The sequence below is a fragment of the Paenibacillus gallinarum genome (genome assembly GCF_014836635.1).
In the GTDB taxonomy this organism is placed as follows: domain Bacteria; phylum Bacillota; class Bacilli; order Paenibacillales; family Paenibacillaceae; genus Paenibacillus; species Paenibacillus gallinarum.
Map to the genome: position 1 here is coordinate 41,693 of NZ_JACSQL010000015.1, position 26,790 is coordinate 68,482.

The following is a 26,790-nucleotide window of genomic DNA, read 5'->3' on the forward strand; positions in this document are numbered from 1 at the left end:
GGTGAATAAAATAGAACTTACCGCACGCCAGCAGCAAATTATTGACATTGTACAGAAGAAGACACCGATTATTGGAGATCAGATCGCTGAACAGCTTGGCTTGCCTAAACCGACGATACGCAGCGATCTTTCTCTTCTTGTAATGACACAGTACTTGTCTGCGAAACCGAAGGTTGGATATTTTCCAGGTGAGCGTCTGACGGTTAAGGAACCGCTTCGAACTTCGCTTGTAAATATGAAAGTAAAAGATATTCAAAGTGTACCGGTCGTAATCAATGAAAATGCGACGCTTCACGAAGCCGTGGTTGCTCTATTTTTAGAGGACGTTGGCACCCTGTTTGTTATTAACAAAGAAGGTAGACTTTCTGGCATCTTATCTCGAAAAGACCTCCTGAAGATGACGCTTGGGAATCAGGATTTATCAGAAGTGCCTGTATGTATGCTGATGACAAGAGCCGTGCAGATGATTGCCGTCACACCGGAAGATCATGTGGTGGAGGCTGCACAGAAAATGATTAATTATGAAGTGGACAGTCTTCCTGTTATCCGAACGTGGAATCAAGAAGATGGGTATGAAGTGGTTGGCAGAATAACCAAGACTACCATTACCAAGCTTGTCGTTCAGATCGCAGTAGAATAGGCCGCTGGAGGAGAAAATATGCAATTTGTTGCTATATGCTCGGATTCACTTGGGGAAACTGCAGATCTTGTAGTGAGAGCTGCACTGCACCAATTTGAATCCTTGCAAATTCAGATTAAACGTTACCCGCAGATTCGCAGTGAGGAAGAGATTCGCGATCTGATGGAAGAAGTTCATCGAATGTCAGGGTTTGTTGCTTATACTCTTGTGCAGCCCGAACTTCGTGAACTGATCAAAGAAGAGTCAATACGGCTGAGTATCCGAACGGTGGATATTATGGGCCCCATGATGCAGGCCTTTATCGATACATTTCATGATTCCCCTACCCAAAGACCAGGGGTGCTCCACCGCCTGGATGAGGACTATTTTCGCCGGGTAGAAGCAGTTGAATTTGCGGTAAAATGTGATGACGGCAAAGATACCAGTGCGATTCGAAAAGCGGATATTGTCCTTCTAGGTGTGTCTCGCACTTCGAAAACTCCGCTCAGTATTTTTCTGGCCCACAAAGGTTATAAGGTCGTGAATTATCCCGTTGTGCCTGAGATTAAACCTCCTGATCCGCTTAATGAAGCAATCAAGGGACAAGTCATCGGCCTTACGATGGACGCAGAACATCTGCTTAAAATTCGCACAGAGCGCTTGAAAGTTATGGGTTTACCGCACGGTTCTAATTATGCTTCACTTGCTAGAATTGTTGAAGAATTGGAATATGCATATACGTTGTTTGATCGGTTAGGTTGTCCGGTTATTAATGTTACAGACAAAGCGATTGAAGAAACAGCCGGAATGATACTTGGTTATATATGAAACCGCCTTCTGGCGGTTTTCTGCTTCTTTTGATACGATAATAGATATAACAAATGCAAATAGGGGGGAGCCGCTTGTTAACAACAACAAGATACCAGAATATTACTATAGAACCTTTTGGGGAAGAACATGGACCGTTTTATATGAAATTAAAAGAGTTAGCCAAACTAGATGATCAGGAACATGTAAACCCGGCAGAGTCAGAAGTTGCTTTTGTTGCGCTTGCTGATGGAGTTCCAGCCGGCATGATTTTTACATATCATCGTCCGTTTCATCCTTACTGTACCTATATTTCACTTCTCGTCTTACCTTCAAGTGACCGAATGCTGATTGCATCGAGATTGCTGATATCTCTATCAGCGCACCGGATGGTGTACCCGCTCCAAATCTCTGTCTGGGAAACCGATTTTGCGATGAAGCAGGCACTTGTTAAGCAAGGTTTTTATGAAATTAGAAATACATATCAAGTACGTATTGCAACGCCTGAGAGCGGATTGATCAGAGATGAGGAATACTTCATGGAACACCACTCGGATTATCAGGTGTTAGCACTGTCTGAATATCTAAAGAGGGAACAAGCTGAAGAAGAACTTGTACGTCTTGTGAAAAAAACCTACGAACATACACACCGAGCAAATCCACCGGGAGTGTTCGATTTATCTCGCTGGAAGGCATTTCTGCATGAACAAGACTTGGAGTCACAAGGTTCTTATGTTGTTCTCAATGCTACGAACGGTCGTTGTGCCGGATTTGCCTTGCTTCATTCTACTTCAGAGAACGGTGTGGCGGAACTAGGATGGAGAGGTGTGGCAACTTCTGAGCATTTGGATCTGATTCTGCTGCTTACAAGAGAACAAATGAAATACGCCGCTGAAAATGGAATCAAGCAACTTGTTTGCGAAGTGGACAGTACAGATCCTTATCAAATGGAGATGCTGCATGTGTATCCGTTTGAACCTGCTCCTGCATGGGTTACTTATCATAAACAAAGATAATGACAGGAGTTGAATTTCTCATGGTGATAAGAGAACAAGTAGAACATTTTATTATGATTGAGCAACATGAACATGCTAGATTAAGCGGAGAGATTGCCAAGCATCTGAAACCTGAATACTTCATACATGAGAAAGATAGACAAGATGTCATTTATGCAATTACACAGCACGATCGTGGATGGATTCGGCTTGATGCACACCCCATCTGGAATGAAGTCACAAAAGCTCCCTATTATTTCGTCGATTATCCCTATGCGGTTAAGCTTAAGATGTACCAAACCGGCATTCAGGAAGTTGAAACCGTTAATCCTTACGCTGGTTACTTAGTAAGTCACCATTTCTCCACCTTTCCCGATATTAAGAATGGAACCGATCCATTCAGTATTTCTTTTAATCAGGAGGAGAAGCAGAGACAAGAGCAGCTGGAACAACAACTGGGTTCTATTCAGGAGACAGAAATGAAACAACATTATCACTTACTTCAATTATGTGATGATCTCTCTCTCTACGTATGTATGAATGAACCGGGGGTAAGCAAAGAGAAGGAACATCCATGGTTCCAGAATGGGCTCGGATCAGCTGCGGTTCTTTTTCAAGAAGGAAAAGAATCCGTTCAAGCATTTTGGAAAGATGAATATACGGTAGAAGTGCAGCCTGCTCCATTCAGGAAGTCTTTTGAGACGGAGTTATCGTACCGAAAAGTAGCCAAAAAGGACATTCAAGATAAAGGATTGAATAAAGCTTTTCACGAAACAGAGCAGGCAGTTCAAAAAATTACGTACACATCGTAAAAAATATAGCTCAAAGAAAAGAAATGGCCTTCATCGGTCGTTTCTTTTTTGTTTGTTCATTCATTCATTTTCTCTCTTTGAAATGGAAGGCAGATCAAAACAGTGTTATAATTAATCGAGCTTTTCGTAAAATAGAAATTAATTTTGAAAAATGGGGTCGTGATTTTGAAAAAAACGATGAAGGGGCTTCAGGGGTCCTTATTTGTTGTTGTATTTGTTTTGCTATTGGCAAAGTTTGCCTTATTTCGTTTCTTCGTTTTTAGAGATTTGTCACTGGACCGTATAGGTGCAGATGCCCTAGCGATTCTCGTTATTCTTAGCTTGTGGGAACTCATTAGTCCTCGCAGATGGAAAGGCAGTGCTTATTTTATACTAAATACACTCTTTTCTATTATTTTGTTCGCAGCAACGCTGTATAACGTGCAGTTTGGCTCTATACCTACTTACACAACGTTACTCAGCTTGAATCAGATTCCGCAAGTAGCAGGAAGCATTGGTATGCTCATTAAACCGATACATTTCTTGTTTTTCGCTGATGTAATTTTAATGGCGGTTTGGTGGTTCTACCAACGCATGCAAGGCAAACGCCGATTGTATACGAAACAGCTTTCCCGGATCTCTATAGTTGCGGTCGGAGCCATTTGCGTTATTTTCTCTGGTTTAACGATTGCGAAAGACGGTACGATCGAGAATGAAACCGTTCGTGCAGATGAGCTGGGGTTTCTGAATTATCAAATCGCTGCTGCCATTCATGCGAAAGCAGAAAATAAAGCGATCGCCGCTGGTGACCTGCAAGAGACCATCAAAAAAGTGAATGATCTAAAGTCATCCTACCCTTATCAGACCTCGGAGAAGGACCCTGATGCAAAACCAGAAGGGTATGGAGCGATGAAAGGTAAAAATGTCATTGTCGTGCAGCTTGAATCTTTTCAACGGTTCCCGATCGGGCAATCGGTAGAAGGTCAAGAAGTTACACCGGTTCTGAATGAACTTGTAAAAGATAGTCTTTATTTTACAAATGTATTCCAGCAGATTGGGCAAGGAAATACTTCCGATGCTGAATTTATCTCAAATACATCTATTTATCCGCTTGGCACTATTGCTATGTCTACCGGGTATAGCGATCGTGTTCTTCCGAGTTTACCGAGACTGCTGCAAAATGAAGGATATACAGCAGAAACGTTTCATGTGAACACGGTGAGTTTCTGGGATCGAAGTAAAATGTATCCTGCTCTTCATTTTGATAAGTATTTTGATAAGCCTTATTACAATAATGATAATTTTAATGAGATGGGTGCTTCCGATGAAGAACTATTTAGCGTTGGAGTTGAAAAACTGGCAGATTTAAAAGCACAGAACAAACCTTTTTATGCTCAGTTTATAACGGCTTCGAGCCATTCTCCTTTCAAAGTTAAACCGGAATTTGTGAAGTGGGACACCCCTGCTTCTATTGAAGGAACAGCGCTTGGGGATTATTTGACATCACTGAATTACGCTGATTATGCGCTTGGAACATTGATTGATGGTCTGAAAGAGCAAGGATTATGGGATGAAACTGTGCTTGTTGTTTACGGTGATCATTTTGGATTACAGAATCAAAGTACATCTCCAGAAGAGGTTGAAGCAGCACTTGGTATTCCATATCATGAGCAGGTCAGCAGATTTAATATCCCTCTAATTATTCATGTACCAGGGATGGAAGGACAAGAAATTGAGACGGTTGGTGGTCAGATGGATATTCTGCCTACGGTCAGCAATCTGCTCGGTATTTCACTTGAGGACACTAAATTTACTGCGTTCGGTCAGGATCTGCTAAATGTGGATCAAAATGTGATCGGAATGCGATATTACTTGCCAACAGGTTCTTTCTTTAATAATGATATTATGTTTATTCCAGGCACTGGGTTTGAGGACGGAACCGCAATTTCGCTTGAAACGCTGGCTCCTGTGGAAGACTTTGAGAAATATAAGTCAGACTATGATTACATCATGCAGCTCATGAAGTTGTCTGACGAATATGTGAAGCTGCTTCCGAAACGTGGATTATAAATAGAATCGGAAAGGCACCGTAAATAGGTACGGTGCCTTTTGTCAGGAAAAAATGAAGAGATGAGGAGAAGAACTGATGATCAAAAATGAAAAGATAAAAGCATCAGAAGTACATGTAACGGGACTAGCTGGAGAAGATCTCGGACTTATGTCTACATCAGAAGCATTGAAACTAGCAAAAGAATTAAAAGTGGACTTAGTATGTACCTCACTCATGACAAGTCCGCCGCCTTGTAAACTGATTGGGGCAGGAGCAGCGAAACAGGAAGCACTGGCTGAGAAACGTAAGGACAGAGCTCCGAAGACGAAGGAGATCAGGCTGACACCTCATATTGAAGAGCATGATTATGATACCAAAAAAACACAAATGGAACGGATTCTAAAGACCGGTGATATTGTAAAGCTGGTTGTTAAGATTCAAGGAAAGCAAGGAGAGGCAGCTAAGAAATTACTTGAAGACTTCATTCGGGATTTAAAACCACTCGGGAAACCAAGTACGGGAATCCAGCTTAGCGGTAAACAGGCAGTTGTGGAATTACATCCTTAAAAAAATGTTGTTAAATACAAGGTAGAGTTATTGGAATACAGATGATTTAACGCTATAATCTTAAAAGGACTTACATCCTTAACGGATGATCTGAAATATGAACTTACTCTAACAATTATCGGAGGTTACTTTTCATGGAGAAAACTTTAATCTTTGGACACAAAAATCCAGACACGGATACGATTTGCTCTGCACTTGCATATGCTGATCTGAAAAACAAACTGGGCTTAGAAGCAGAGGCAGTACGTCTTGGCGAGGTGAACGGCGAAACTCAGTACGCTCTTGATTACTTTGGCGTTGTTGCACCGCGTCTAGTAGAGACCGTAGCGAATGAAGTAAACAAAGTTATTTTGGTAGACCATAATGAACGTCAGCAAAGTGTAAGTGATATTGATCAAGTACAAGTTACTGAAGTTATTGACCATCATCGTATTGCAAATTTTGAGACAAGCCAGCCGTTATATTATCGTGCGGAACCAGTAGGCTGCACAGCAACCATACTTAATAAATTGTATAAAGAAAATAATGTAGAGATTTCAAAGCCTATTGCTGGTTTGATGTTGTCTGCTATTATTTCGGATTCACTCTTGTTTAAATCCCCTACATGCACAGATCAAGATGTAGCTGCTGCAGAAGAACTTGCTGCAATTGCTGGCGTAGACGCTAAAGTATATGGCCTGGATATGTTAAAAGCAGGTGCAGATCTGAGCAAAAAATCGATCCCTCAACTGCTGACACTGGATGCAAAAGAGTTCCAAATGGGTAACTCCAAAGTGGAAATTGCACAAGTAAATACAGTGGACGTTAATGATGTGCTTGCAAAACAAGAGGAACTTGAAGCAGCCATTTCTGCAAATGTTCAAGTGAAAAACTTGGATCTGTTCCTTTTCGTAATTACAGATATTCTAAATAATGATTCTGTTGCTCTTGCCATTGGTGAAAAAGCAGAAGCTGTAGAACGTGCTTACGGTGTACAACTTATTGAGAACAAGGCACTACTCAAAGGTGTAGTATCTCGTAAATCTCAGATTGTTCCTGTTCTTACAGAAGCATTAGCATAACAATTGAAAATACACAAAACCCTCTGACAGCAGTCAGAGGATTTTGTTATATCTACTCTATTTAGAACGAAACCGTAGGTTCATGTTCCATACTATTCTCAGTGATTTCTGGTGCTTTTTTAAATTCGACTTTCTTCACTCGGTTGCGTCCCACTTCTTTGACAGTAAAGAGGAGACCTTGATGAAGATGCGTTAGACCTGGTCTCGGATTAAGCAAGATGGTATATAACCATCCACCAATCGTATCCGCTGTTTCTAGATCGAAATGTATTCCCGTCATATCAGCGATTTGATCAAGCTGAATTTTTCCATCTACGATGTAGTGAAGCTCCCCGAGTTGTTCAATTTCCTTGCGTTCTTCAGAGTCAAATTCATCTCGAATTTCGCCAACGATTTCTTCGAGAATATCTTCAATAGTGACAAGCCCGGCTGTTCCACCAAATTCATCTACTAATACGGCGAGATGGACTTGTTCTTTCTGCATTCGTTTCAACAGATCATTAACCGCTGTTGCTTCAGATACGGTAAGAACGGGATGCATAAATTGTTTGAGATCAAGACTTTTACCTTCTTCATAATTAAGGAACATTTGCTTCGTATTAATCATTCCTATAATCTGATCTTTGCCTTGATCGGCAACAGGAAAGCGTGTGTACTGTTCTCTACGGATAATTTCCATGTTCTGATCAAACGTATTATTCGTATATAGACAAACCATATCGGTACGAGGGATCATAATTTCTTTCGCTAATAATTCGTCAAAAGCAAAAATACGATTTACATATCCGTATTCTGTATTATTTATTTTTCCGCTCTGATAGCTTTCAGATAAAATAATCTGTATCTCTTCTTCAGAGTGAGCATCTTCATGTTCACTTGCTGGTTTTAATCCGAAAATTCGAACCAAGCCATTGGCAGATCCGTTTAAAAGCCAAATAAAAGGATACATGATTTTATAGAACAACATAATGGGTCTTGCAACCAGGAAGGTCACAGTTTCTGCTTTCTGAATAGCCATTGTTTTCGGAGCGAGTTCACCTACAACGACATGCAAGAAGGTAACGATAGTAAAGGCAGTAATGAAGGAAACGATGTGGCCAATTTCTGCAGCGATGCCGAATCGTTCAAACAACGGTTCAACCATTTTTGCTACAGTAGGCTCACCGAGCCATCCAAGTCCTAGAGCTGTTATCGTAATACCAAGCTGACACGCAGACAAGTATCCATCCAGATTGGATGTCACTTTCTGTACGGCAAGTGCACCTCTACGTCCTTCCAGTACTAATTGATCAATTCGGCTCGGTCGCAACTTAATAATGGCAAATTCAGTAGCTACGAAGAAAGCCGTAAGCGCAATTAATACAACAAACAAAAACAAATTCAGTCCTATGTCATCCATTAGACGTCTTCACAATCCTTTATAATATATTTTAAGTTCATATGAACTAGTATACAGAACTTATGATAGGGTGAGCAATGGTCAATATCGTCTTGTTTGGTTGATTTATGGCGTTTAAGGTCTGAATTGATTAACTTTATATACTTTTGCGCTCCCTTGCACTCCTTTACAAGGGATAGCGGGTCACGTAATATTAGTCCATATGATTTGATAGGATTATTATTACAAAATTATTGGAGGTCCGTGAGATGACAGAGTTATTCACCCTTACTCGTAGCGAAATGGCACAACTGCTGCTGTCCATCGAAGGACATCATAAGATAACACCACTAGAACTGCTGCAAAAAGCGTGGAATGAACACCATAAGTCAGACGTAGATCAGAGAACCACATATGCAGCATTCTTATCCACTTCGCTTCCTCCCATTTTAGAAAAATTAATTAAAGGCAATCGAACGGCTGGTTTTTCCCTCCAAGAGATTGCATCACTCGCTCAAATGATTGAATATTCAAATACATCCCTTACTTCGATGCAAAATTGGGTGAAGCGGGATTTCAAAGAGTATTTTTCTTCACCGAAGATTGGGAAAAAATATTCCATTCATCAAGCTGCACTCCTCTTTATTATAGATGATTTAAAGGCAGTTCTAGACTTCGATTCCATGCGCAATCTGTTCAAGGGGGTTTTTATTGATCCGGAGCGTGACGATGATGATTTACTCAATCCGCTGATATTGTACAATACGTATGCGGATCTTTTTGAAAAGTTAGACTGTGAGAAGAAGCATTTCATTCACACGGATAGGGAAGCAGAAGCGCAGGTACTGGCGGCAGCTGATGAGATGGTGCAATCTTTCTCTTATTTAACGGAGAGACAACACCTTATCGTGAGAAATATAATTTTCATTGCCACCTTATCCATACAAACAACGTATTTGCATTCCCTTTCTAAACGATATTTGAATGCAACATTATTTTTATAATGATATGAATGACGAAGAATAAAGAGCCTGGTGTTTTGATAAATCCGGGCTTTTTTTACTTATGCAAAATGAGTGAAAAAGGATAACTAAAAAAAAGATGAATCTTTTGTAACCTTAGTTTGGAGTAAGGAAAAAAGAGGTAACTATTAGAATAGATATAATTGGTAGGTGAAGGAGGCGTCCACATGTCAGGGCCTTTAACAGACAGTAAAGTCTGGAAGAGCATCTTTCAGAATGCACCCATTCCGATGGCCATGGTTGTTGGCGATAAGGGAATTATATGTAAAGTGAATAAAGCGTTTGAAAAATGGGCTGAACTTTGTTCAGAAAATTTACTCTCTAAATCTTTTATACATATATTGGGTTTACAAGACATGGACTATTTTAATTTCAAGCAAATCGCTATCGAACTGGAGACAGGCAGCGAGGATTCAGTGCAATATAAAGTTTCACTAAACAAAGGACGTATCAAATCAGAAGAAGTGCAGCTTCACTTCTCGCTATTGGAGGATTCGGAACAGGAAGACCTTTGTTTTATTGTTCAGGCGGTTTCTCCAATGAAAGACTTAGCAGCGGAAAGAGAATGGGAAGAATCAAAATCTTTGTTTAAATATAATCCATTAGGAGTAGCTTCTATGGACCTCAGCGGCCACTTACTGCGGGTAAATGAAGGACAGTGTAAGATAACAGGTCATACGGAAGAAGAGCTTCTTGCAGACCGATACACCCCACTGATTCATCCTGATTATATAGAGAAGACCAATTATCACTTTTTTATGGCTTCCCAAGGGATCCCGCAATCGTACCATATTCGTATGCTTCATAAAGAGGGTCATTCCATTGAGGCAAATGTAATCAATGTTCCTACGATTCTAAACGGTAAAGTGGTAGGTGTTTACGGTATTACTAGCGACATAACAGAAAGCAGACGGTATCTTCAGGAAATTGAGAATCTTAGCAACCAACTTGAACTTATTTTTAATGCAGTAGATGAATGTATTTTTGGTGTGGATTATGAGGGGCATTTGACTTATTTGAATAAAAAAGGGGCAGAACTGCTCGGCATATATCAAGAGGAAGCGATTGGTCTTAAGCTTACGAATCAAATTTTGCAATTTAATGAAAATCATTATCCATATACACCAGAAAAGATGCCAATATATGAAAGTATTCTGTCCGGGGAGAGTCACTGCGTAAAAGAAGAGATCTTTGGACGCAAAGACGGGAGTACGTTTATTGCCGAGTATCAAGTCACTCCATTAATCGATCGGAATGAACGTAAAGGTGCAGTAGTCGTAATTAGAGATATTACATCAATCAAAGAGATTATGAAGGCAAAAGAAGAAGCGATTCATGCAGACCGGGCCAAATCAGAATTTCTTGCGATGATGAGTCATGAACTGCGGACACCAATGAACGGGATCGTGGGGATGACTTCATTATTGATGGATACAGATCTCGATGAAGAACAAAAGTCATATACAGAGATTATTGCGAATAGCAGCAACACACTTATGCAAATGTTTGGGGAACTGCTTGATTTTAGTAAGATCGAAGCCGGAAAAATAGAAGTGGCTCATGAGCCGTTCTCCTTAATTGAAGCACTTCAAGAGGTTCATGATCTATTTATCGCTTCAGCAGAAGAAAAAGGGATTCGGCTTATACAAAAGTATGATGAAAATATCCCAGAAACCTTTTTAGGTGATGTAACGAAAATCAAGCAAGTCTTAATTAACTTAATCAGTAATGGGATTAAATTCACCAATGTTGGAGAAGTGATTATACAAATCGAACAAATGAACACCCATCTGACGAATCGGAAATTACTTGTATTTCAAATACAAGATACGGGCATTGGTATTCCGCTTCATAAACAGCATGAATTGTTTCAATCATTCTCCCAGTTAGATGCTTCTATAAATCGAAAATATGGTGGAACCGGTCTCGGACTGGCCATTTCAAAACGTTTGGTTGAAGTTATGGGAGGCTCCATCAGCGTCAGTAGTGATGAAGGAAAGGGAGCTACCTTTCAATTCTTACTGGAGCTGGATACTGCATGAAAAAAAGGACAGTCTTCACCTCGTTCTCGTTAGAGAAAAGTCGGACTGTCCATTTCTTTTTTTATTATTCGTTCCATCCGCCTATAATACTAGAGAGCAACATACACTCCTCATCCTCTAACTCAGCGATGCATCGGATGTTTTCATGATCTTCTGGATCTGTACAGTAAATTTCACGGCGTCCATCCTCATGGTGAACGATGATGAAATTAGAACCTGATTTGGTTTCCAGTTGATACTTCATACCTACACCGGGCAAAGTGGATTTGAGAAGTTCCATGGGAATAATCCCCTTTCTAAGCTATAATTCTATTTGCTGTTATTCATACTCAAAGCCGTATTGTACTATCAGGTGCCTTCGAATGCAAGACGAAAAGAAGGAAAGGTACAAAATAGGACGGTTTCCTAGGCTGAGTTTCCGTTTTTTAATGAAAATTAAGATAATACTGCTTTTTAGGAAGGAATTTTGATGATTATAATGAAATAGAACTGTGTATACATAAATTAACAACATAGAGAAATTATTCTTCTTATACACCCGTTACAAGTTTTCACCTCCCTAAATAACCATCTTCTAAGACCAACCTTCATGGTTTTCCCTCTACAAACGTTTGATCTTCTAATGTCCAGTCACAGTCATCTTCAATATGTTATTTGTTTATTACTCACTTAAGTAGCAGTTATACAATTTTACATCTTGAGGAGGCTTATCCATGAACAAAAAAGAAGTGGTAGCTATGTTACTGGCCGGAGGTCAGGGTAAACGATTAAAAGGGCTGACGAAGACTTTAGCTAAGCCTGCTGTTTATTTTGGGGGAACTTACCGTATTATTGATTTTCCGCTTAGCAATTGTGCGAATTCGGGAATTGATACGGTAGGCGTATTAACACAATTTGAGCCTTTGGTGCTTCATTCGTATGTAGGAATTGGCAGTGATTGGGATTTAAATCGCCGAAAGGGAGGAGTATTTGTACTTCCGCCACATGAGAGAGAGGGGAGTAATAACTGGTACAGAGGTACGGCAGATGCGATTTATCGTAATCTGAATTTTGTTGACCAGTTTGATCCTGAGCATGTACTTATCTTATCAGGTGATCATATCTATAAGATGAATTATGATGCCATGCTTCAATATCACAAAGACCATGATTCGGACTGCACAATCTCGGTCATTGATGTACCTTTGCATGAAGCAAGCCGGTTTGGCATTTTGAATACAAAAAACAATTATGAGATTTATGAGTTTGAAGAGAAGCCGGAACATCCGAAAAGTACGCTAGCATCCATGGGAGTATATATGTTCAGATGGTCTGTCCTTAGACAGCATCTTCTTGAAAGTGAACAAGATCCGGATTCTACCTATGACTTCGGTCATGATATTATTCCTCTGCTTCTAAAGAATGAGAAGAAGCTGTACGCTTATCCATTTAGCGGTTACTGGAAAGACGTAGGGACGATTAAGAGCTTGTGGGAAGCGAATATGGATCTGTTAAGCGATGATCCTCCCCTGAATTTAAATGATCCGCAGTGGCGTATCTATTCACGTAATCCGAATGAACCGGCAGGCTATATTGGGACAAAAGGGAAGGTCCGTAATAGCATCGTGAATGAAGGCTGCATTGTCGAAGGTGAAGTCAGCAAATCGGTATTATTTTATGGGGTCGAGATCGGGGAAGGAAGTGTGATTACGGACTCAGTGATTATGCCTAAAGTGAAAATAGGAAAGAATGTTAGACTTCACAAGGCGATTGTAAGCGAAGGAACGATTATCGAAGATTACTCCGTTGTTGGGGGTAATGGAGATCAGGAAGATGAAATTTTACTAATTGACGAAACATTTCGACAACATACTTATGGACTTAGCTAAATATGAATGAGGACGGTGACCTAGTATGCAACAACTCATGGGTGTAGTAAACCTGGATCAAGAGCTTGATTTAATGAATGAATTAACGTATTTTCGTTGCGGTGCTGCCGTTCCTTTTGCAGGTCGGTATCGTTTAATCGATTTTGTTTTGTCAAATTTAATGCATTCTAACATTCATCATACCGCGCTATTTGTACGCAGGAAGTATCGATCGCTGCTTGATCATTTGGGGCAGGGTGCTCCATGGGATCTAGATCGCAAACACGGTGGACTTTTTATACTTCCGCCAGACTGGAATGATCCTACGGACCGTTCCAAAGGCGATTTGCAGCATTTTCATAATAATCGCGATTATTTTCTTCGAGCAAAAGGCACCCATATTATTCATACCGGCAGTCAGCATATTTACTCGATGGATTACCGCGAAATGTATCAGTTTCATATCTCTCAGCAAGCCGATGTCACTCTTCTTTATAAAAAAGTAGATGCGATTCTTCCTGAACATGAATCCTGTGTACGGGTCGATGTGGACGGTGTGAAAGTTACCGGAATTCATCAAGAAGGAGATCATCCTAATATATATCTCGGTGCTTTTATTATGGAAAAACAATTGTTTTTGAAATTAGTGGATCATTGTATTGCGCATGGTCAAGATTACTTCTTCCGTGACGGAATCCAAGATAATTTGCATAACTTAAACATTGCTGCATATGCTTTTGATGGATATCATACCGTAATTAACTCGATCGAAAGTTATTATCGTAATAGTATGGATTTACTCAATCAAGAACAATATCAACGTTTGTTTAAACAAAATGAGATTCATACCAAAATCAAATATGAACCGCCGACTAGATTTCTGGATAATGCGGAAGTGAGCAACTCTTTAATTGCTAATGGCTGTATTATTGGAGGACAGGTCGAGAATAGTATTATTTTTAGAGGAGTCAAAGTTCATAAAGGGGCACAAATTCGGAATTCGATCATTATGCAAAAGTGTGTAATTGAGGAGAACGCAGTACTTGAGAATGTAATTCTTGATAAAGATGTACATTTAACGGCAGACCGCACACTGATCGGCGATGCTAAGCAGCCTTATGTCATTGCCAAAAGCAGCCAAATTTAAAATCACTAAAAAAGGTCAGAGGAGTAATCCTCTGACCTTTCTTCATATGTTGAAAATCTGAAGTTTCATAATCGTGATGGCAGTTTATATGTATACTATAAGCCGGCCTTTTTCGCTGCTGATGAACTAAGTACACGCTTAGCACCATAGTATTTCGAACTCCAATAACCCTTATTAATGGGTGTAATGGCGATACCTTTAGAGGAGGTAGCGGAGACAAAATTGTTATCGCTTAGGTATATACCAACATGTGAAATGCCTTTGCCGCTGGTATCAAAAAATACAAGATCGCCTTTGGTAAGAGCAGATTTCTTCACTGATGTTCCTTTTTTATATTGTTGTTTCGAACTATGAGGTAAAGATACACCTAGTTTTTTGTATACATAACGAGTAAACCCAGAGCAATCAAACCCTGTGAGTGTTGTACCGCCGTATTTATAAGGAACACCAACTGTTTTATTTACTGTGGTAGTAAGTACAGAAGCGGAAGCTTCTCCGAGTCCTGCTGTGAAAAGTAAAGATAGTCCTAATGCTGCTGCTGCGAGTTTCTTTTTCAAAATGTAATACTCCTTCCAATGCCTGCGAGGTTAGCTAAGGATTCGGTTGAAGGTACCCTATGATCACTCTGTTTCGAGATCAATTCACCCATGGTAGGCGGGTCCCCCGCTTCTTAGGTGCGTAAGAATTCGGCGGTTATCGTGATTGCACCTTGTATATTCATGTTAATGATAACAATTAGTTACAATAATAATTACGAAAATGTTACTTTCTCTACAACGAATTTTAACATTGGCTGAATGAATTATCAACCTGATTTTGCTAATTTCACTCTCCTTTTATCGAATTTATTTCACCTTTGTGAACATAGATGTTGTTTTAACCTTATTAGCTGAATTATTGAAGTTGTTTTAATACCGACTAATTTACTTTACATGACGATAAAATAGGCCCGTAAGCATTAAAATAATGCTTACGGGCCTTTAATTTCTTCTTATTCATCGTGCTCAGTAAAAACAATTTCATAGACATTAGATACCACTTCAAAGGAGTGTATACGATTATTAAAGTCATACGTGTAAAGTGCCTGGATCGTATCGGTAAACACATATTCATCCCGTTCCCGTGTAGGTCTAAAGAGTGGAAACACTTGCATATGCAGTGTGTAAATAATTTGGATGATTTCACCAGGCTGAATATCTGTAATTTGCAATCTCTGCTGCTTCATCTCAAGATCTGTTAACTCACGTTTATGATCAGACCACTGAATAAAGCCATTTAGAATCGTAGACACACCCGGCGCTGGTAAGGGTAGAAATAAATCTGCTTTCGTATTCCCTGAATTCTGAATGGTTATCTCAAAAAGTATGTCATCTCCAGGCTCCACGAACTTCGGTGATGTGAGCACATGAAGTAATATCCGCGGGGCATAGAAAAAAACAGGAGTAAAAGCTAGCGTTGTCAGTCGAACTGATCTTCCGTCATTGATTCGAAATGTGTAAGTCAGCCGTGAACGGTTGACCCATTCTTCAGCAGAGACAAGGGAGTTAGGGATCACGGAAACTGTCGATTCAAAAGTGATATATATGCGGGAGTGTGGAATTAAAGTGCCTAAAGGAAGTCCATTCGCCAAAGAAACCTCAGGGCGAAGAATGCCATTTATTCTTACTGTACCCGGAACCAGATTGAGCTCTGGGGCTTGAAGTAAGTCATAGACTGCCTCTACGGGAATCTCTCCTTCATTTTGGATAAGTACTTCATATGTGACCGTATCCTTATAGGTTACTTGATCAGGGGTTATATTTACGGAAATCGTTAATACCGGCAACAAATAAGAGATAGACACCGGGTTTGAACGAATTGTAATTTCTTCTCCCTGATTGATATAAAGTAACGTTGCAACACTCGTAAGAGGAGTCGAAGATGTCCGTTTCCCTATTTTCACCTGATACGATATTTGTGTCGCTGAGCTTGCAGCAACGAAAGGTAATGTAATACCTGCGGATGGATCAAGATCAGGGGCGAGGAGACCATCAATCACCACACTGCCCGGAAGAAAAGCCATCTCACCCGACAATAATGTGCTAACTACTGCATTTCTGATATCTTCTTTTCCTGTATTTGTGATTTGTATAAAAAAAGTGATGATATCTCCCTCAAAAGTCTGATTCGTATTGGCATAATAGTAAATGGATAATTGAGAGGGAGATACGAATAAGGTGACAGGATTAGAGATGAGCTCTTTTGTAATGAGACGACCATCCATCGCTTGGAATGTATAGCTTGCTGTGGCCACGTTGATAAGAGTTAACGAATCAGGGATGCTACTTACAATGATCTGGAACTGAATTGTAACTTTCTGGTTAATCGGCAAGATCCCAATTTGCAGACCTTCTTGGGGACTCACCCCTGGTATAGGAACACCATCTTTCAAGAGGCTGTTAGGAATAAAGGAAGCGCCCTCCGGAAGGTTATCGGTTAGCGTAACTTCTGCAGGGGCATTCCCTGTATTCTCTATTTCAAGCTGATACATAACGATGCTGTCGAGCGTCACTTGTTCTACAGAGGCACTTTTTTTTAGAGTGAGAATAGCACCTGTAAGCGGGATAGATACCATATTGGAATAAGAGACACCTTCAAAACGGCCAGAAGCAAAACGGACAGAAGATTGATTGTTTAATACATAATTCCTTCTATCCTGCGAATTCATATCGTAACGACCTGTACTTGGAATGTAATGGTTGAGAAAGCGCCCTCCTGAATAGTCCCAACCGTAACTCCTGTATTCGGATTGGCGTTAGGTCTAGCGTTTCCATCCACAATTACACTTCCCGAAACAAACTTAGTACCGGCAGGTACGGGGTCTACCATAACGACATTTTCAACTTCTACTATTCCGTTATTGGTAATAACTACGGTATAAGTGATGGTATCGCCAACAACGGCATCTCCTGTGGAAGTCGTCTTTATAACCGTTACATTTGGTGATGAGACAGGGATTACGAGTGGGTTAGAACTAAAAGAACCGCCGAGCAATCGTCCATCTGGGGGTGCGTAAGTAAACGTTCCAAATGCTTGGTTGATCAGTTGCTGTAATTCTGGAAGCGTGTCAACGATGATTTGTAAAGTTACGGTAATATTGATATTTGATCCAGGAGCTACATTTCCGAGAGGAATACCCGTTTCCGGATTCACCCCAGGCTGAGGAACTCCGTTGATGAGTACACTATTTGGAACCAAGACGGCTCCATCAGGTAAGTCATCCGTTAAAGTTACAATTCCCGGTATATTGCCTGTGTTGGTTAGATTTAAGAAATAGGTTACGGTATCGCCTACCGTCACATTAGAAGTGCTGGATGTTTTTAGTAATTGAAAAATAGGCTGGTAGATTGAAATGCTTACTGTGTTGGAATAGGAAGCACCTGTAAAAGCACCTGAGGTAAAACTAACGGAAGAACGATTTTGGATGGTGTATGGAGCACTTGGAAGCGTATTTACTCTTACGTCAAAAGTTACGGTCACTGCATTTCCTGGTGCAATCGTGCCTAGATTAATCCCGCCTGCCGGGTTTGCGTCTATTCGTGAACTGCCGCCGACGGTAACACTTCCGGGTACAAAACTACTTTCGATAGCTAAAACATCAGATAATACAGCGTTATTCACATTTGCAATACCGTTATTCGTAACTAGGACACTATACGTATAGGTGTCACCAACGACTGCGGTTGATACAGAGGCTGATTTCACGAGTGTTATATTTGGTGAGGAAACAGGTATTTGCAACAAATTACTAACAAAAGAACCATTGAGTGTTCTACCATCAGGCAAGGTATAAGTGAAGGTTGAAGCCGCTTGATTGCTTAATTGTTGACTGACCGGTAACGTATTAACGACAACTGAGAACATAACAGTGGCTGTGGATGATACAACACCGACGGACATACCTAATGCAGGATTTGCTCCTGGAACCGGTGCACCATTTAGAATAACACTGTTCGGAATAAGTGCGGTACCTTCTGGAATGAGATCAGTTAGAACGACATTACCACCATAATTACCTGTATTCGTATACGTAATCGAATAAACTACGGTATCTCCGACTGTTGCATTAATGGTGTTTGCTGTTTTAACGGCTGACAAAATAGGACTATATACAGGTGTGCTTACGGTATTCGAGAATGTGCTGCCTGAGAATGTACCGGAAGTAAATGTTACGATTGCACGATTTTCGATTTGCGACAAAGAGGTAGTAGGTATCGAGTTGATACGATATTGAAAAGTAACGTTGACCGTAGATCCCGGAGTTATACTCCCTATCGTTACACCAGTAGCAGGGTTGGCGGTAGGACGCTGGATTCCGTCTACATACACACTTCCGCTAATAAAAGAAGTTGACGCAGGGAGTGCATCGGTAACAATCACATTATTTACCGTCTCGATTCCATTGTTCCCGATGTTTACGGTATACGTATTGACATCCCCCACAGCAAGGGAAGTGAATGAAGATATTTTAACTGCGGTCACATTAGGAGCAGACACGGTAACTACGGAGACATTAGAAGAAACATTTCCGCCGAGTGTCCTGCCCGAAGGCAATGTATAGGAGTAACTGACAAAGGATTGATTACTTAAGAACTGTGGACTCGGAAGCGTATCTATGACGACAGAAAAGGTAACTGTACTTGAAGTTCCTGGGGTAATACTACCAGATACAATGCCTAGAGAAGGGTCGGAGCCAGGTGATGGAAGTCCGTTGATTAATACACTGTTTGGAACAAAAGAGGTGCCAGCAGGTATCGTATCCGTTAGATTGATTGTAGCACCAAAGTTACCCGTGTTACTTACCGTAATACTGTAAGTGAGTGTATCGCCAACGGTAGCATTGATTTTGCTTGCAGATTTGACAGCCGCAAGTACAGGGTTATATACGGGAATGATCGGTGCATTAGAGAAGGTTGTACCTGCAAACACCCCAGATGTAAAACTCACGGAGGCGGAACTACTGATTTCAGGTGGAGTAGGTACGGAAACAACCCTTACGTTATACGTAACTGTAGCAGAAGCTGAGGCTGCAATTCCACCTAAACTAATCCCACCCGTTGGATTAGCAGTTGGATTTGGCCCACCATTAATCGTGACACTGCCAGGAATGAATGACGTCCCTGTTACTGGATCTGATAGAAGTACATTTTGTACATCTTCAATACCAAGATTAGTAACCGTTACGGTAAACGTGATAATATCACCAACGGAAACATCAGCAAGTGAGCTTGTTTTGGTAACGAGTACATTTGGTGATGACACAGGGAAACTAACCGTGTTGGATAAAGCGGTTCCTGTTAATGTCCGGTTATCAGGAGTGGTGAACGTAAAGGTAGATGAAGCTTGATTTGAAATGAACTGTGGTGATGGAAGCGATGTAATCGTAATGGAAAAAGAAAGAACTGAAGTTGCACCGGCTGCAATTACTCCTGCGCTAACTCCATCAATGATGGAAACGCCGGGTATGGAAATTCCATTAACAAGAACACTGTTTGGAGTAAAGGTAGTTCCTGCAGGGATGGTATCTGAAACGATAAGTGCAGCGGGTAGATTTCCAGAGTTTGTAGCCGTTATGGTGTATACCACAGTATCGCCTACGGTAGCGTTGTTTGTATTCGCTGTTTTGGTGAGTGAAATTTGCGGTTGAGTTACAGGAATTTGTGTTTGATTCGATGTTGATGTGCCTGAAAAAACACCTGATGTAAAACTAACCGTTGATTGATTATTAATCTGTGAAGGTACAGCCATGGTTACATTCACCTCAAATGTAACGACAGCACTTGCCCCGGGGGCTAGACTGCCGATTGGAATGCCGGTTAGAGGAGATCGATCTGGAGCAAGGACTCCACCGATCACCACACTCCCGGGTACAAAAGAAACGTTTTGCGGTAATCCATCGCTGATAATGACATTGGTGATCGAAGAGGGTCCATTGTTAGTAATCGTGGTAGTGTAGGTAACTCTATCACCTACTACAGCAAGAGCAGTAGAAGCGGTTGTGACCACAGATACATTTGGAGCAGATACCTGAATTACAACACTGTTAGATGTAGTACTTCCAGACAGTACACGGCCAGAAGGCGTTTGATAATAGTACAAAGCAGTTGCCTGATTCAGGATTTTCTGCGAGGCAGGCAGTGAATTTATCGTTACGAGGAAAGTAACAACGGTCATTCCACCCACAGGTACATCTGAAACTAAAAAACCACTTACTGGGTTGGCGCCTGGAGCAGGCACACCTCCAATTACCACACTATTGGTCACAAAGCTGACTTCAGTAGGTAATACATCTGTCAATGTTAGAGAGCTAACTATATTACCCGAATTGCTGATTTGAATCGTATAAGTGAGTGTGTCTCCAGCTGTAGCCAGCGTTGTATTCGTACTTTTCACAAGGGAAATCGCAGCGTTATAGACAGGGATCGTCACTGTATTCGATGTGGAGGAACCTGTGAATGATCCGCTTGTAAATGCAGCAGTAGCTTGATTTGCAATCGCTCCAGAAGCAGGTAAAGAAATGACTTTTAGCTGATAGGTTACCAAGGCAGAGGATTGAGCCACAAGTGGACCAACCGCAATCCCGCTAGAGGGTACCGCAGTACTTACAGCAACTCCATTAATACGAACTGAACCGGTTACAAAGGAGGTTCCTTCGGGAGGGATATCGGATAAAATAATGGAGCTGACGGTTCCAGATCCGGTGTTACTTACAGTGATGCTGTAAGCGATGATATCATTTATCGCCGCTTCAGCAGTATTGGCTATTTTAACCAAGCTAATATTGGGTGCTGACACAGGAATGGATACAGTATTTGAAGAAAGAGCACCACTTTGTGTACGGCCACTAGGTAATGTATATGCGTAATTGATCGTTGCCGTATTCGTGATGGTTTGCGGTGTTGGCAGAGAAATGACCTGAAGCTGGAAAGTGACAATGCTTGTAGTATTTACTCCAAGCGAGCCGATGGAGAATCCGAGTGCAGGATTTGCTGCAGGAATAGGTACCCCACCGAGCGCCACACTTCCTGTAACAAAGTTTGTTCCAGGTGGTATGTTGTCAATAATCTGAACTTGAGCTCCTATGTTTCCTATATTCGTAAGTTGTAATGTAACTTCAAGTAGATTACCAATGGCAGTACTTGTAGCGTTAAAGCTTTTTAAGGCGGAAATATTAGGCACGTATATAGGCGTCGAGACAATACTAGATACAACGTTTCCTGTAAAACTACCTGAACCATATGAGATACTCGATTGATTCGAAATCTGACTGGTCGAAGGGACTGAAGTTACAAGCGCTTGAAAAGATACAGTTGTTGATCGGCCGCTCTGCAAGCTTCCTATGGAAATACTATTCGCGGGATTTGCACTTGGTCGAACCACACCATCCACAGTAAAACTTCCTACAATAAAGTTAGTGCCTGGGGGGCTGGCATCTGTGAAAACGATATTTTGTAGAGTGGTCAGACCGTTGTTTGTAATAACTGAAGTATATGTGATCGTTTCTCCTACGGATGTATCCGTTACATTTACTGATTTCGTAACACTCACATTCGGTGTGGTTACAGGGATCGATAAGGTGTTAGATACGGCTGATCCGCTGATTGTTCTTCCATCAGGTGGCTGAAACGTATAAGAGATACTTCCTTGATTGACTAGACTGGGCGGTGCAGGGAGTGAGTTAACAACCACTTGGAAAGTAACATTTGTTGTACTTCCAAGAGCTAGGGTTCCTATATTCACACCAGTAGCAGGATTCGCTCCGGAGATCACCGTTCCATTCACTCGAAAGCTGCCAGGGACAAATGTTGTACCCGCAGGAATGACATCGCGATAATTCACAGCCGCTCCTATATTTCCCGTGTTAGCAATGGTTGCTGTATAAGTCACCGTATCTCCTACCGTGGCATTTGTTGTGTCTGCTGACTTAACTATAGTGAATAGTGGATCATAAACAGGTATAGATAGGTTATTGGAAGGAATGACACCTGTTATCGTACCTCCCCCAGCAACACTTTGGAAAGTAAAAGCAGTATTAGCTGAATTCGAGATCGTTTGATTCGCTGGAGTAGAGCTCACTGTAGCTCTGTATGTAATTGTTATTGAACTGCCAAAATTCAAGGTTCCAATGGGGACACCGCTAAGTATATCGAAGGTGGGTCTTGATGTTCCGGCAACAACTACACTTCCAGGTACAAAGGTAACGCCTGAAGGAAGGACATCCGTTAGTACGACACTCGCTGCATTGGCGGTTCCTGTATTCGATACAACAACTGTGTATGTATAGGTGTCTCCTAAGACTAAACCCGTTGCAGAAGCGCTTTTAACGACACTAATGGAAGGCGAATTGATATTAATCTGAATTGCATTTGCGTTAATAATGTACACATCTCCGGAAGTGGTGAGGTTTAATACCGCAGATGACTGATTATTGATGAGTCTTGCTGAAATATCTACATTCGTAATATCCCAGCCTTGTCTGCCGCCTATGATATTCGTTCCCGGTGCGCCATTTATTTGATTAGATGTTCCAAATGTCCCCGTAGTATTAATTAGCCCAGCGTCATTATTAATTTGGGATGCAAAGAAATTGTTAGCAAAATTATTCGGACCTGAAAGAGAAACAAGCGTAGCAGAAGTGGGTCCGAACTGAGCAGAATCTCCGGTTCGATTGGCATCTCCCTCCTGTGCGCTAAATAGGGCGCGACCGCCGAGAGGTCCTGAGGTTGGAGTTGCAAATCCAGTTATCGTTGTTGAATTGGATGCATTTACAAGAATACCGCCTGCTCTTAGCGACATATTCCGAAAGGGGAGTGAGGGGTTGTTATAGATAACGGCTAGAGTCCACCCTGCATGGTTAGCTGTGGTATCTCCGGTGATGATGATCGTTCCTACCACACTTCCAGTGGTATAAGTCCCGGCACCCGCTTGCTGTACAAGGGGCGTTACGTTGGCAGATCTAACATATGCCTGGGCACCATTCCCGAGATCAAATGCATTATAGGTGGTAGGGTCCGGTATTACACTGTTCGTTCCGCTTGGTGTAATAAAAGTTACCGGATTATTAATTGCGCTCGACAAGTTAACAGAACCATTAATATAAGAACCGCCCCAGATCAATTCCGCATAGAGAATCGTACTTCCCGAAGGCATCACAAGAGTAGCAGATGAGCTATTGCTTACATAGTTATTCGTTGTTCCCAGTGGATAGGTCCCAAACCTGGTTGCTGTGTTTGTCGTTATAAAAGCGCCGATGCTGTCTAAATCTCCTGGAACTCCTTGGACAGCAGAACGGCTTAAGCCTAGTGTATTCCCTGTAAATGTGATCCCGCCGGTAGCATTATAGGTTGCCCTTAGAACCAGAGGAATGAGAGACACCTCCTTGGAGTGGAAATATAATATTAATGATATCAATAACAAAAAATAGTTGCTACACTTAAGCTATGCTTAGACACACCAAAATATTGTAAATTTTATACCATAGGTATCCAGTTTTGAATTCTAACCTCCACATCATGTACAATGGATAGAGTTAGAAGATTTATTATGAGCCGCATGATTAAGTATAATCGCCCTAAGAGTAAGGAAGGATGAGTTAGCTTATGAACGAGTTAGTCAATTCACAGAAGCAGATGGAACAAGTTAAAAGAATTAAAAATGAAATCACAAGATTTATTATGGTTTATAAATTTGCACTCGATGAGATCGAGACCAAAATTGATATTCTGAAAGAGGAATTTGAATCTTTTCATGATTACAGTCCGATTGAACATACGAAGTCCAGATTGAAATCACCGGAAAGTATCCTGAAGAAATTACACCGTAAAGGACTTCCGATTTCGGTAACGAATGTGAAAGAACACATTAAAGACATTGCGGGTCTTCGAATTACATGCTCTTTTATTTCAGATATATACAAGGTTAGTGAAATGCTACAAAAGCAAAGCGATATTAAAGTGCTTGATGTGAAAGACTACATTGAACATCCAAAACCAAATGGATATAAAAGTTTGCATCTAATCGTGGAAGTACCTGTTTTTTTATCTGACGGGGTAGAACATGTATGTGTGGAAATTCAGATTCGGACGATTGCGATGGATTTCTGGGCCAGTTTGGAACATAAGATTTTTTACAAATACAAAAAAGAAGTTCCAGAGTCTCTGCTCAAGGAACTCAAAAGCGCTGCGGACACGGCAAATAGTCTGGATCTGAAAATGGAGAGACTACACCACGATATCAAAGAGATTAAAGATGCAGAAGAACAAAACAATCAAGAAGACCTTCGTAAAATTGTCATTCGCGACCAACAGTTTATGCTTCCTTCCGCATTTCTTGAAATCATTGATCAGGCAACGGATTCTTTCCGTAAAGATCAAAAGTAACTTAAAGAATTGGAAATATATATTCTTATACTAAAAAAAGGCTGTCCCTGTAGAATTGACTACAATAGGGCAGCCTTTTTTCTTTATTTATTTCTTCGAACTTTTCTGATGACAACAAAGAGTATAACACCAAGGAGGAGAAGACTAGCAATAGCTGTGATAATGATATTCTGAATATTAGGTGTGTTCACTGAGAGTTCAAGATGGTTAGCGGATAAAAGTTCCACATGCCATGTCATTGTTTTGCCATCGGCGGTCACTGTATCTGCATTACTTGATTCTGGTTTGATCGGCAAAGTTAATTTGAAATCCAGTTCAACATCTTTTAATAATAAATTGCGCACGAAGTTAGGGATCGCTTGTACATGTTCGGACCAAGTATTGTCAGGAATCGCAGACATGAGATCCGCATCGACGGTAATCTTGTGTTTTGAGAAAAAGAAACCTTCCTCCGTCACGGTAGAGTAAGAGATATTTTCAGGAAGTTCTTGTTTGCTGTCCTCTCCACTGATCTTCACTTCCTTAGAAGCAGAAATCTCACTTGTACCTTCGGATTGTTGGTTCTCAGTCACAAAACCATTGTCTTCAAAAGCATTCTCAATCGTCTGGACAAGCTCTTTTTGACCTATGAATTTTACATTGCGATTCTGAACCTGCAGGTTGAAATTCACGTCTGCCGTGCCATCTGTATGGACGGTTACATGTGCCTCTCCCTTGGCACAGGCGGAGAGAAGGAGTAGGAGGAGCATGGACATGGCAAGGGTTAATAGACACTTATTTTTTTTGTTCTTCATGGTTATTCAGATCAGCCTTTCTACTATGTAATGAGAGGAAATAGGAACAGCTTATAAAATTAGATAACAAAATATAAATCATATGATGCAAGGCCCATTCATATACATATAACGGGAAACGTAAGTGCAAGCCATTAACATAAGGCCAAGCGAATGGGAGAGGGGATCTGGTACTGAAGGAGCATCTTATGTGCAGGAGGCGAATCGCATGAGTGCAGAATTGCTCATCCAACTGCTAGTGCTCATCTTGATGATTATTCAGCTCAGTTCCCGTAAGTCGTAAGGCAAACTCAAAAAGCAAAGAAGAGAGGAGGACCGGGTATCCGGTCGCTCCTCTCTTCTTTGTACCCTCTAAATAGAGGGTACAAACGATAATAGACTACATAATAAATACTAGATAGATAACGGCTGCAAGAATAATGCGATAAATCGCAAATGGAACCAATTTCACTCGATTAATCAGTTTCAGGAAGAAACGGATGGAGATGAGGGCAAAGATAAATGCAGAAATGAAACCTGCAATAAAATAAGGAAGTGCATCCATTGTGAAATACTCCCAGTTTTTCAGGAGAGACAAGAAACTTGCTCCACACATAACGGGTACGGCCATAATGAAAGTAAAGTCAGCTGCTGCCCGGTGACTCATCCCAAGAAGGACACCGCCAGAGATCGTAGAGCCGGAGCGTGAGAATCCAGGCCACAAAGATAAACACTGCATAAGTCCAATCGAAAATGCTTGGCGATAGGTCATCTGATCCACGGTTTCTACTTTCGGCTGTTTTGGAGCAAAGTAGTCAGCGGCAATCATAAAGAAAGCACCAACGACAAGTCCGATGAGTACCGTGTTAATGGAGAATAGATGCTCATCAATATAATCTTCGAAAAGTACCCCCAGGACAGCCGCTGGAATAAGACCGACAATAACCTGAGACAATTTAAGACGATTGTGACCAGGTCCTTCTGGAATCGCGGGTTTCTTCTTACCGAACAGTCGATCGAGTCCGAGCAAGTTAATAAAACGATCTTTAAATACCACGAGTACAGCGAGAATGGAACCTAATTGAATGACTACCTTGAAAGTGTTTGCCACATATTGAGTTAGAAATTCTTTTGAATTCAGCCACATGTCATCAACAATGATCATATGTCCCGTAGATGAAACCGGGGCAAACTCAGTTAATCCTTCCACCATTCCAAGAATAATGGTTTTTAGTAAATCTATAAAATTCATGTTGATGTCACTTCTCCTTTA

The 26,790-nt window shown here is 41.0% G+C and carries 19 protein-coding genes and 1 riboswitch; of the genes, 12 read left to right on the plus strand and 7 right to left on the minus strand.

The genetic code is table 11. The features are described 5' to 3' along the window. The first annotated feature begins 1 nt into the window (after position 1). The 7 genes from H9647_RS22175 to H9647_RS22205 all read left to right on the plus strand — a co-directional run bounded on the left by H9647_RS22175 (position 2) and on the right by H9647_RS22205 (position 6,890). A complete protein-coding gene (locus H9647_RS22175) occupies positions 2–640 on the plus strand; it encodes a CBS domain-containing protein (RefSeq protein ID WP_318245356.1) in 639 nt (212 codons plus the stop codon). An 18-nt stretch (positions 641–658) separates the two neighbouring features. Further along, entirely contained in the window at positions 659–1,447 is a 789-nt protein-coding gene (locus H9647_RS22180) for a pyruvate, water dikinase regulatory protein (protein ID WP_191804157.1), read from the plus strand. Between the two features lie 74 nt (positions 1,448–1,521). Next, positions 1,522–2,442, plus strand: coding sequence for a GNAT family protein (locus H9647_RS22185; RefSeq protein WP_191804159.1), 921 nt, complete (start codon positions 1,522–1,524; stop codon positions 2,440–2,442). A gap of 20 nt (positions 2,443–2,462) precedes the next feature. Beyond that, on the plus strand, positions 2,463–3,233 hold the full coding sequence (locus H9647_RS22190; protein WP_191804161.1) for a DUF3891 family protein: 771 nt from the start codon (positions 2,463–2,465) through the stop codon (positions 3,231–3,233). A 177-nt stretch (positions 3,234–3,410) separates the two neighbouring features. Further along, positions 3,411–5,282 (plus strand): LTA synthase family protein, encoded by a 1,872-nt coding sequence (locus H9647_RS22195; RefSeq protein ID WP_191804224.1) that lies wholly within the window; start codon positions 3,411–3,413, stop codon positions 5,280–5,282. Positions 5,283–5,358: 76 nt separating this feature from the next. Beyond that, positions 5,359–5,829 carry a translation initiation factor IF-3 gene (gene infC / locus H9647_RS22200; protein WP_191804163.1) on the plus strand — a complete coding sequence of 157 codons (471 nt, stop codon included), beginning with the start codon at positions 5,359–5,361 and terminating at the stop codon, positions 5,827–5,829. 134 nt (positions 5,830–5,963) lie between these two features. After that, on the plus strand, positions 5,964–6,890 hold the full coding sequence (locus H9647_RS22205) for a manganese-dependent inorganic pyrophosphatase (RefSeq protein WP_191804165.1): 927 nt from the start codon (positions 5,964–5,966) through the stop codon (positions 6,888–6,890). Positions 6,891–6,951: 61 nt separating this feature from the next. Here H9647_RS22205 and H9647_RS22210 read toward each other — a convergent pair whose 3' ends face one another. Then, on the minus strand, positions 6,952–8,289 hold the full coding sequence (locus H9647_RS22210; RefSeq protein ID WP_191804167.1) for a hemolysin family protein: 1,338 nt from the start codon (positions 8,287–8,289) through the stop codon (positions 6,952–6,954). A 248-nt stretch (positions 8,290–8,537) separates the two neighbouring features. Here H9647_RS22210 and H9647_RS22215 point away from each other — a divergent pair, with 248 nt between their 5' ends. Next, positions 8,538–9,272: a DUF1836 domain-containing protein gene (locus H9647_RS22215; RefSeq protein WP_191804169.1), complete on the plus strand. Its 735-nt coding sequence runs from the start codon at positions 8,538–8,540 to the stop codon at positions 9,270–9,272. 185 nt (positions 9,273–9,457) lie between these two features. Then, complete coding sequence (locus H9647_RS22220) at positions 9,458–11,332, plus strand: PAS domain-containing protein (RefSeq protein WP_191804171.1); 1,875 nt, start codon at positions 9,458–9,460, stop codon at positions 11,330–11,332. Positions 11,333–11,396: 64 nt separating this feature from the next. Here H9647_RS22220 and H9647_RS22225 read toward each other — a convergent pair whose 3' ends face one another. Beyond that, positions 11,397–11,612 carry a hypothetical protein gene (locus H9647_RS22225; RefSeq protein ID WP_191804173.1) on the minus strand — a complete coding sequence of 72 codons (216 nt, stop codon included), beginning with the start codon at positions 11,610–11,612 and terminating at the stop codon, positions 11,397–11,399. 433 nt (positions 11,613–12,045) lie between these two features. On the opposite strand from H9647_RS22225, the gene H9647_RS22230 reads away from it, so the two are divergent. Continuing rightward, positions 12,046–13,200 (plus strand): glucose-1-phosphate adenylyltransferase, encoded by a 1,155-nt coding sequence (locus H9647_RS22230; protein WP_191804175.1) that lies wholly within the window; start codon positions 12,046–12,048, stop codon positions 13,198–13,200. A gap of 25 nt (positions 13,201–13,225) precedes the next feature. Then, positions 13,226–14,326, plus strand: a complete 1,101-nt coding sequence (gene glgD, locus H9647_RS22235; protein WP_191804177.1) for a glucose-1-phosphate adenylyltransferase subunit GlgD — start codon at positions 13,226–13,228, stop codon at positions 14,324–14,326. A 95-nt stretch (positions 14,327–14,421) separates the two neighbouring features. On the opposite strand, the gene H9647_RS22240 is transcribed toward glgD, so the two are convergent. The 3 genes from H9647_RS22240 to H9647_RS22250 all read right to left on the minus strand — a co-directional run bounded on the left by H9647_RS22240 (position 14,422) and on the right by H9647_RS22250 (position 23,731). Further along, complete coding sequence (locus H9647_RS22240; protein ID WP_191804180.1) at positions 14,422–14,883, minus strand: C40 family peptidase; 462 nt, start codon at positions 14,881–14,883, stop codon at positions 14,422–14,424. Between the two features lie 4 nt (positions 14,884–14,887). Continuing rightward, a riboswitch (cyclic di-AMP (ydaO/yuaA leader) is annotated at positions 14,888–15,028 on the minus strand. Between the two features lie 289 nt (positions 15,029–15,317). Then, the gene (locus H9647_RS22245; RefSeq protein WP_191804182.1) at positions 15,318–17,033 is read right to left on the minus strand and encodes a COG1361 family protein; all 1,716 of its coding nucleotides are present in this window, start codon (positions 17,031–17,033) and stop codon (positions 15,318–15,320) included. Further along, a complete protein-coding gene (locus tag H9647_RS22250) occupies positions 17,030–23,731 on the minus strand; it encodes a DUF7507 domain-containing protein (RefSeq protein WP_449867025.1) in 6,702 nt (2,233 codons plus the stop codon). The genes H9647_RS22245 and H9647_RS22250 overlap by 4 nt, the downstream gene beginning before the upstream one ends. A gap of 233 nt (positions 23,732–23,964) precedes the next feature. Between H9647_RS22250 and H9647_RS22255 the strand changes: the two genes are divergently transcribed. Then, the gene (locus H9647_RS22255; RefSeq protein ID WP_225229497.1) at positions 23,965–24,744 is read left to right on the plus strand and encodes a GTP pyrophosphokinase; all 780 of its coding nucleotides are present in this window, start codon (positions 23,965–23,967) and stop codon (positions 24,742–24,744) included. Positions 24,745–24,827: 83 nt separating this feature from the next. Here the strand turns inward: H9647_RS22255 and H9647_RS22260 are convergent, their stop codons facing one another. Together H9647_RS22260 and H9647_RS22265 are read right to left on the minus strand one after the other, a co-directional pair. Next, positions 24,828–25,538, minus strand: coding sequence for a DUF3153 domain-containing protein (locus H9647_RS22260; RefSeq protein WP_191804186.1), 711 nt, complete (start codon positions 25,536–25,538; stop codon positions 24,828–24,830). Between the two features lie 379 nt (positions 25,539–25,917). Then, the gene (locus H9647_RS22265; RefSeq protein WP_191804188.1) at positions 25,918–26,769 is read right to left on the minus strand and encodes an undecaprenyl-diphosphate phosphatase; all 852 of its coding nucleotides are present in this window, start codon (positions 26,767–26,769) and stop codon (positions 25,918–25,920) included. Between the last annotated feature and the right edge of the window lie 21 nt (positions 26,770–26,790).

Excerpts from the sequence above, each read along its gene's own strand:
- H9647_RS22260 (WP_191804186.1), bottom strand. The coding sequence starts at position 25,538 with ATGAAGAACAAAAAAAATAAGTGTCTATTAACCCTTGCCATGTCCATG.
- H9647_RS22265 (WP_191804188.1), bottom strand. The coding sequence starts at position 26,769 with ATGAATTTTATAGATTTACTAAAAACCATTATTCTTGGAATGGTGGAA.
- H9647_RS22205 (WP_191804165.1), top strand. The coding sequence starts at position 5,964 with ATGGAGAAAACTTTAATCTTTGGACACAAAAATCCAGACACGGATACG.
- infC (WP_191804163.1), top strand. The coding sequence starts at position 5,359 with ATGATCAAAAATGAAAAGATAAAAGCATCAGAAGTACATGTAACGGGA.
- H9647_RS22210 (WP_191804167.1), bottom strand. The coding sequence starts at position 8,289 with ATGGATGACATAGGACTGAATTTGTTTTTGTTTGTTGTATTAATTGCG.
- glgD (WP_191804177.1), top strand. The coding sequence starts at position 13,226 with ATGCAACAACTCATGGGTGTAGTAAACCTGGATCAAGAGCTTGATTTA.
- H9647_RS22245 (WP_191804182.1), bottom strand. The coding sequence starts at position 17,033 with ATGAATTCGCAGGATAGAAGGAATTATGTATTAAACAATCAATCTTCT.
- H9647_RS22190 (WP_191804161.1), top strand. The coding sequence starts at position 2,463 with ATGGTGATAAGAGAACAAGTAGAACATTTTATTATGATTGAGCAACAT.
- H9647_RS22215 (WP_191804169.1), top strand. The coding sequence starts at position 8,538 with ATGACAGAGTTATTCACCCTTACTCGTAGCGAAATGGCACAACTGCTG.
- H9647_RS22255 (WP_225229497.1), top strand. The coding sequence starts at position 23,965 with ATGAACGAGTTAGTCAATTCACAGAAGCAGATGGAACAAGTTAAAAGA.
- H9647_RS22180 (WP_191804157.1), top strand. The coding sequence starts at position 659 with ATGCAATTTGTTGCTATATGCTCGGATTCACTTGGGGAAACTGCAGAT.
- H9647_RS22225 (WP_191804173.1), bottom strand. The coding sequence starts at position 11,612 with ATGGAACTTCTCAAATCCACTTTGCCCGGTGTAGGTATGAAGTATCAA.
- H9647_RS22230 (WP_191804175.1), top strand. The coding sequence starts at position 12,046 with ATGAACAAAAAAGAAGTGGTAGCTATGTTACTGGCCGGAGGTCAGGGT.
- H9647_RS22220 (WP_191804171.1), top strand. The coding sequence starts at position 9,458 with ATGTCAGGGCCTTTAACAGACAGTAAAGTCTGGAAGAGCATCTTTCAG.
- H9647_RS22195 (WP_191804224.1), top strand. The coding sequence starts at position 3,411 with ATGAAGGGGCTTCAGGGGTCCTTATTTGTTGTTGTATTTGTTTTGCTA.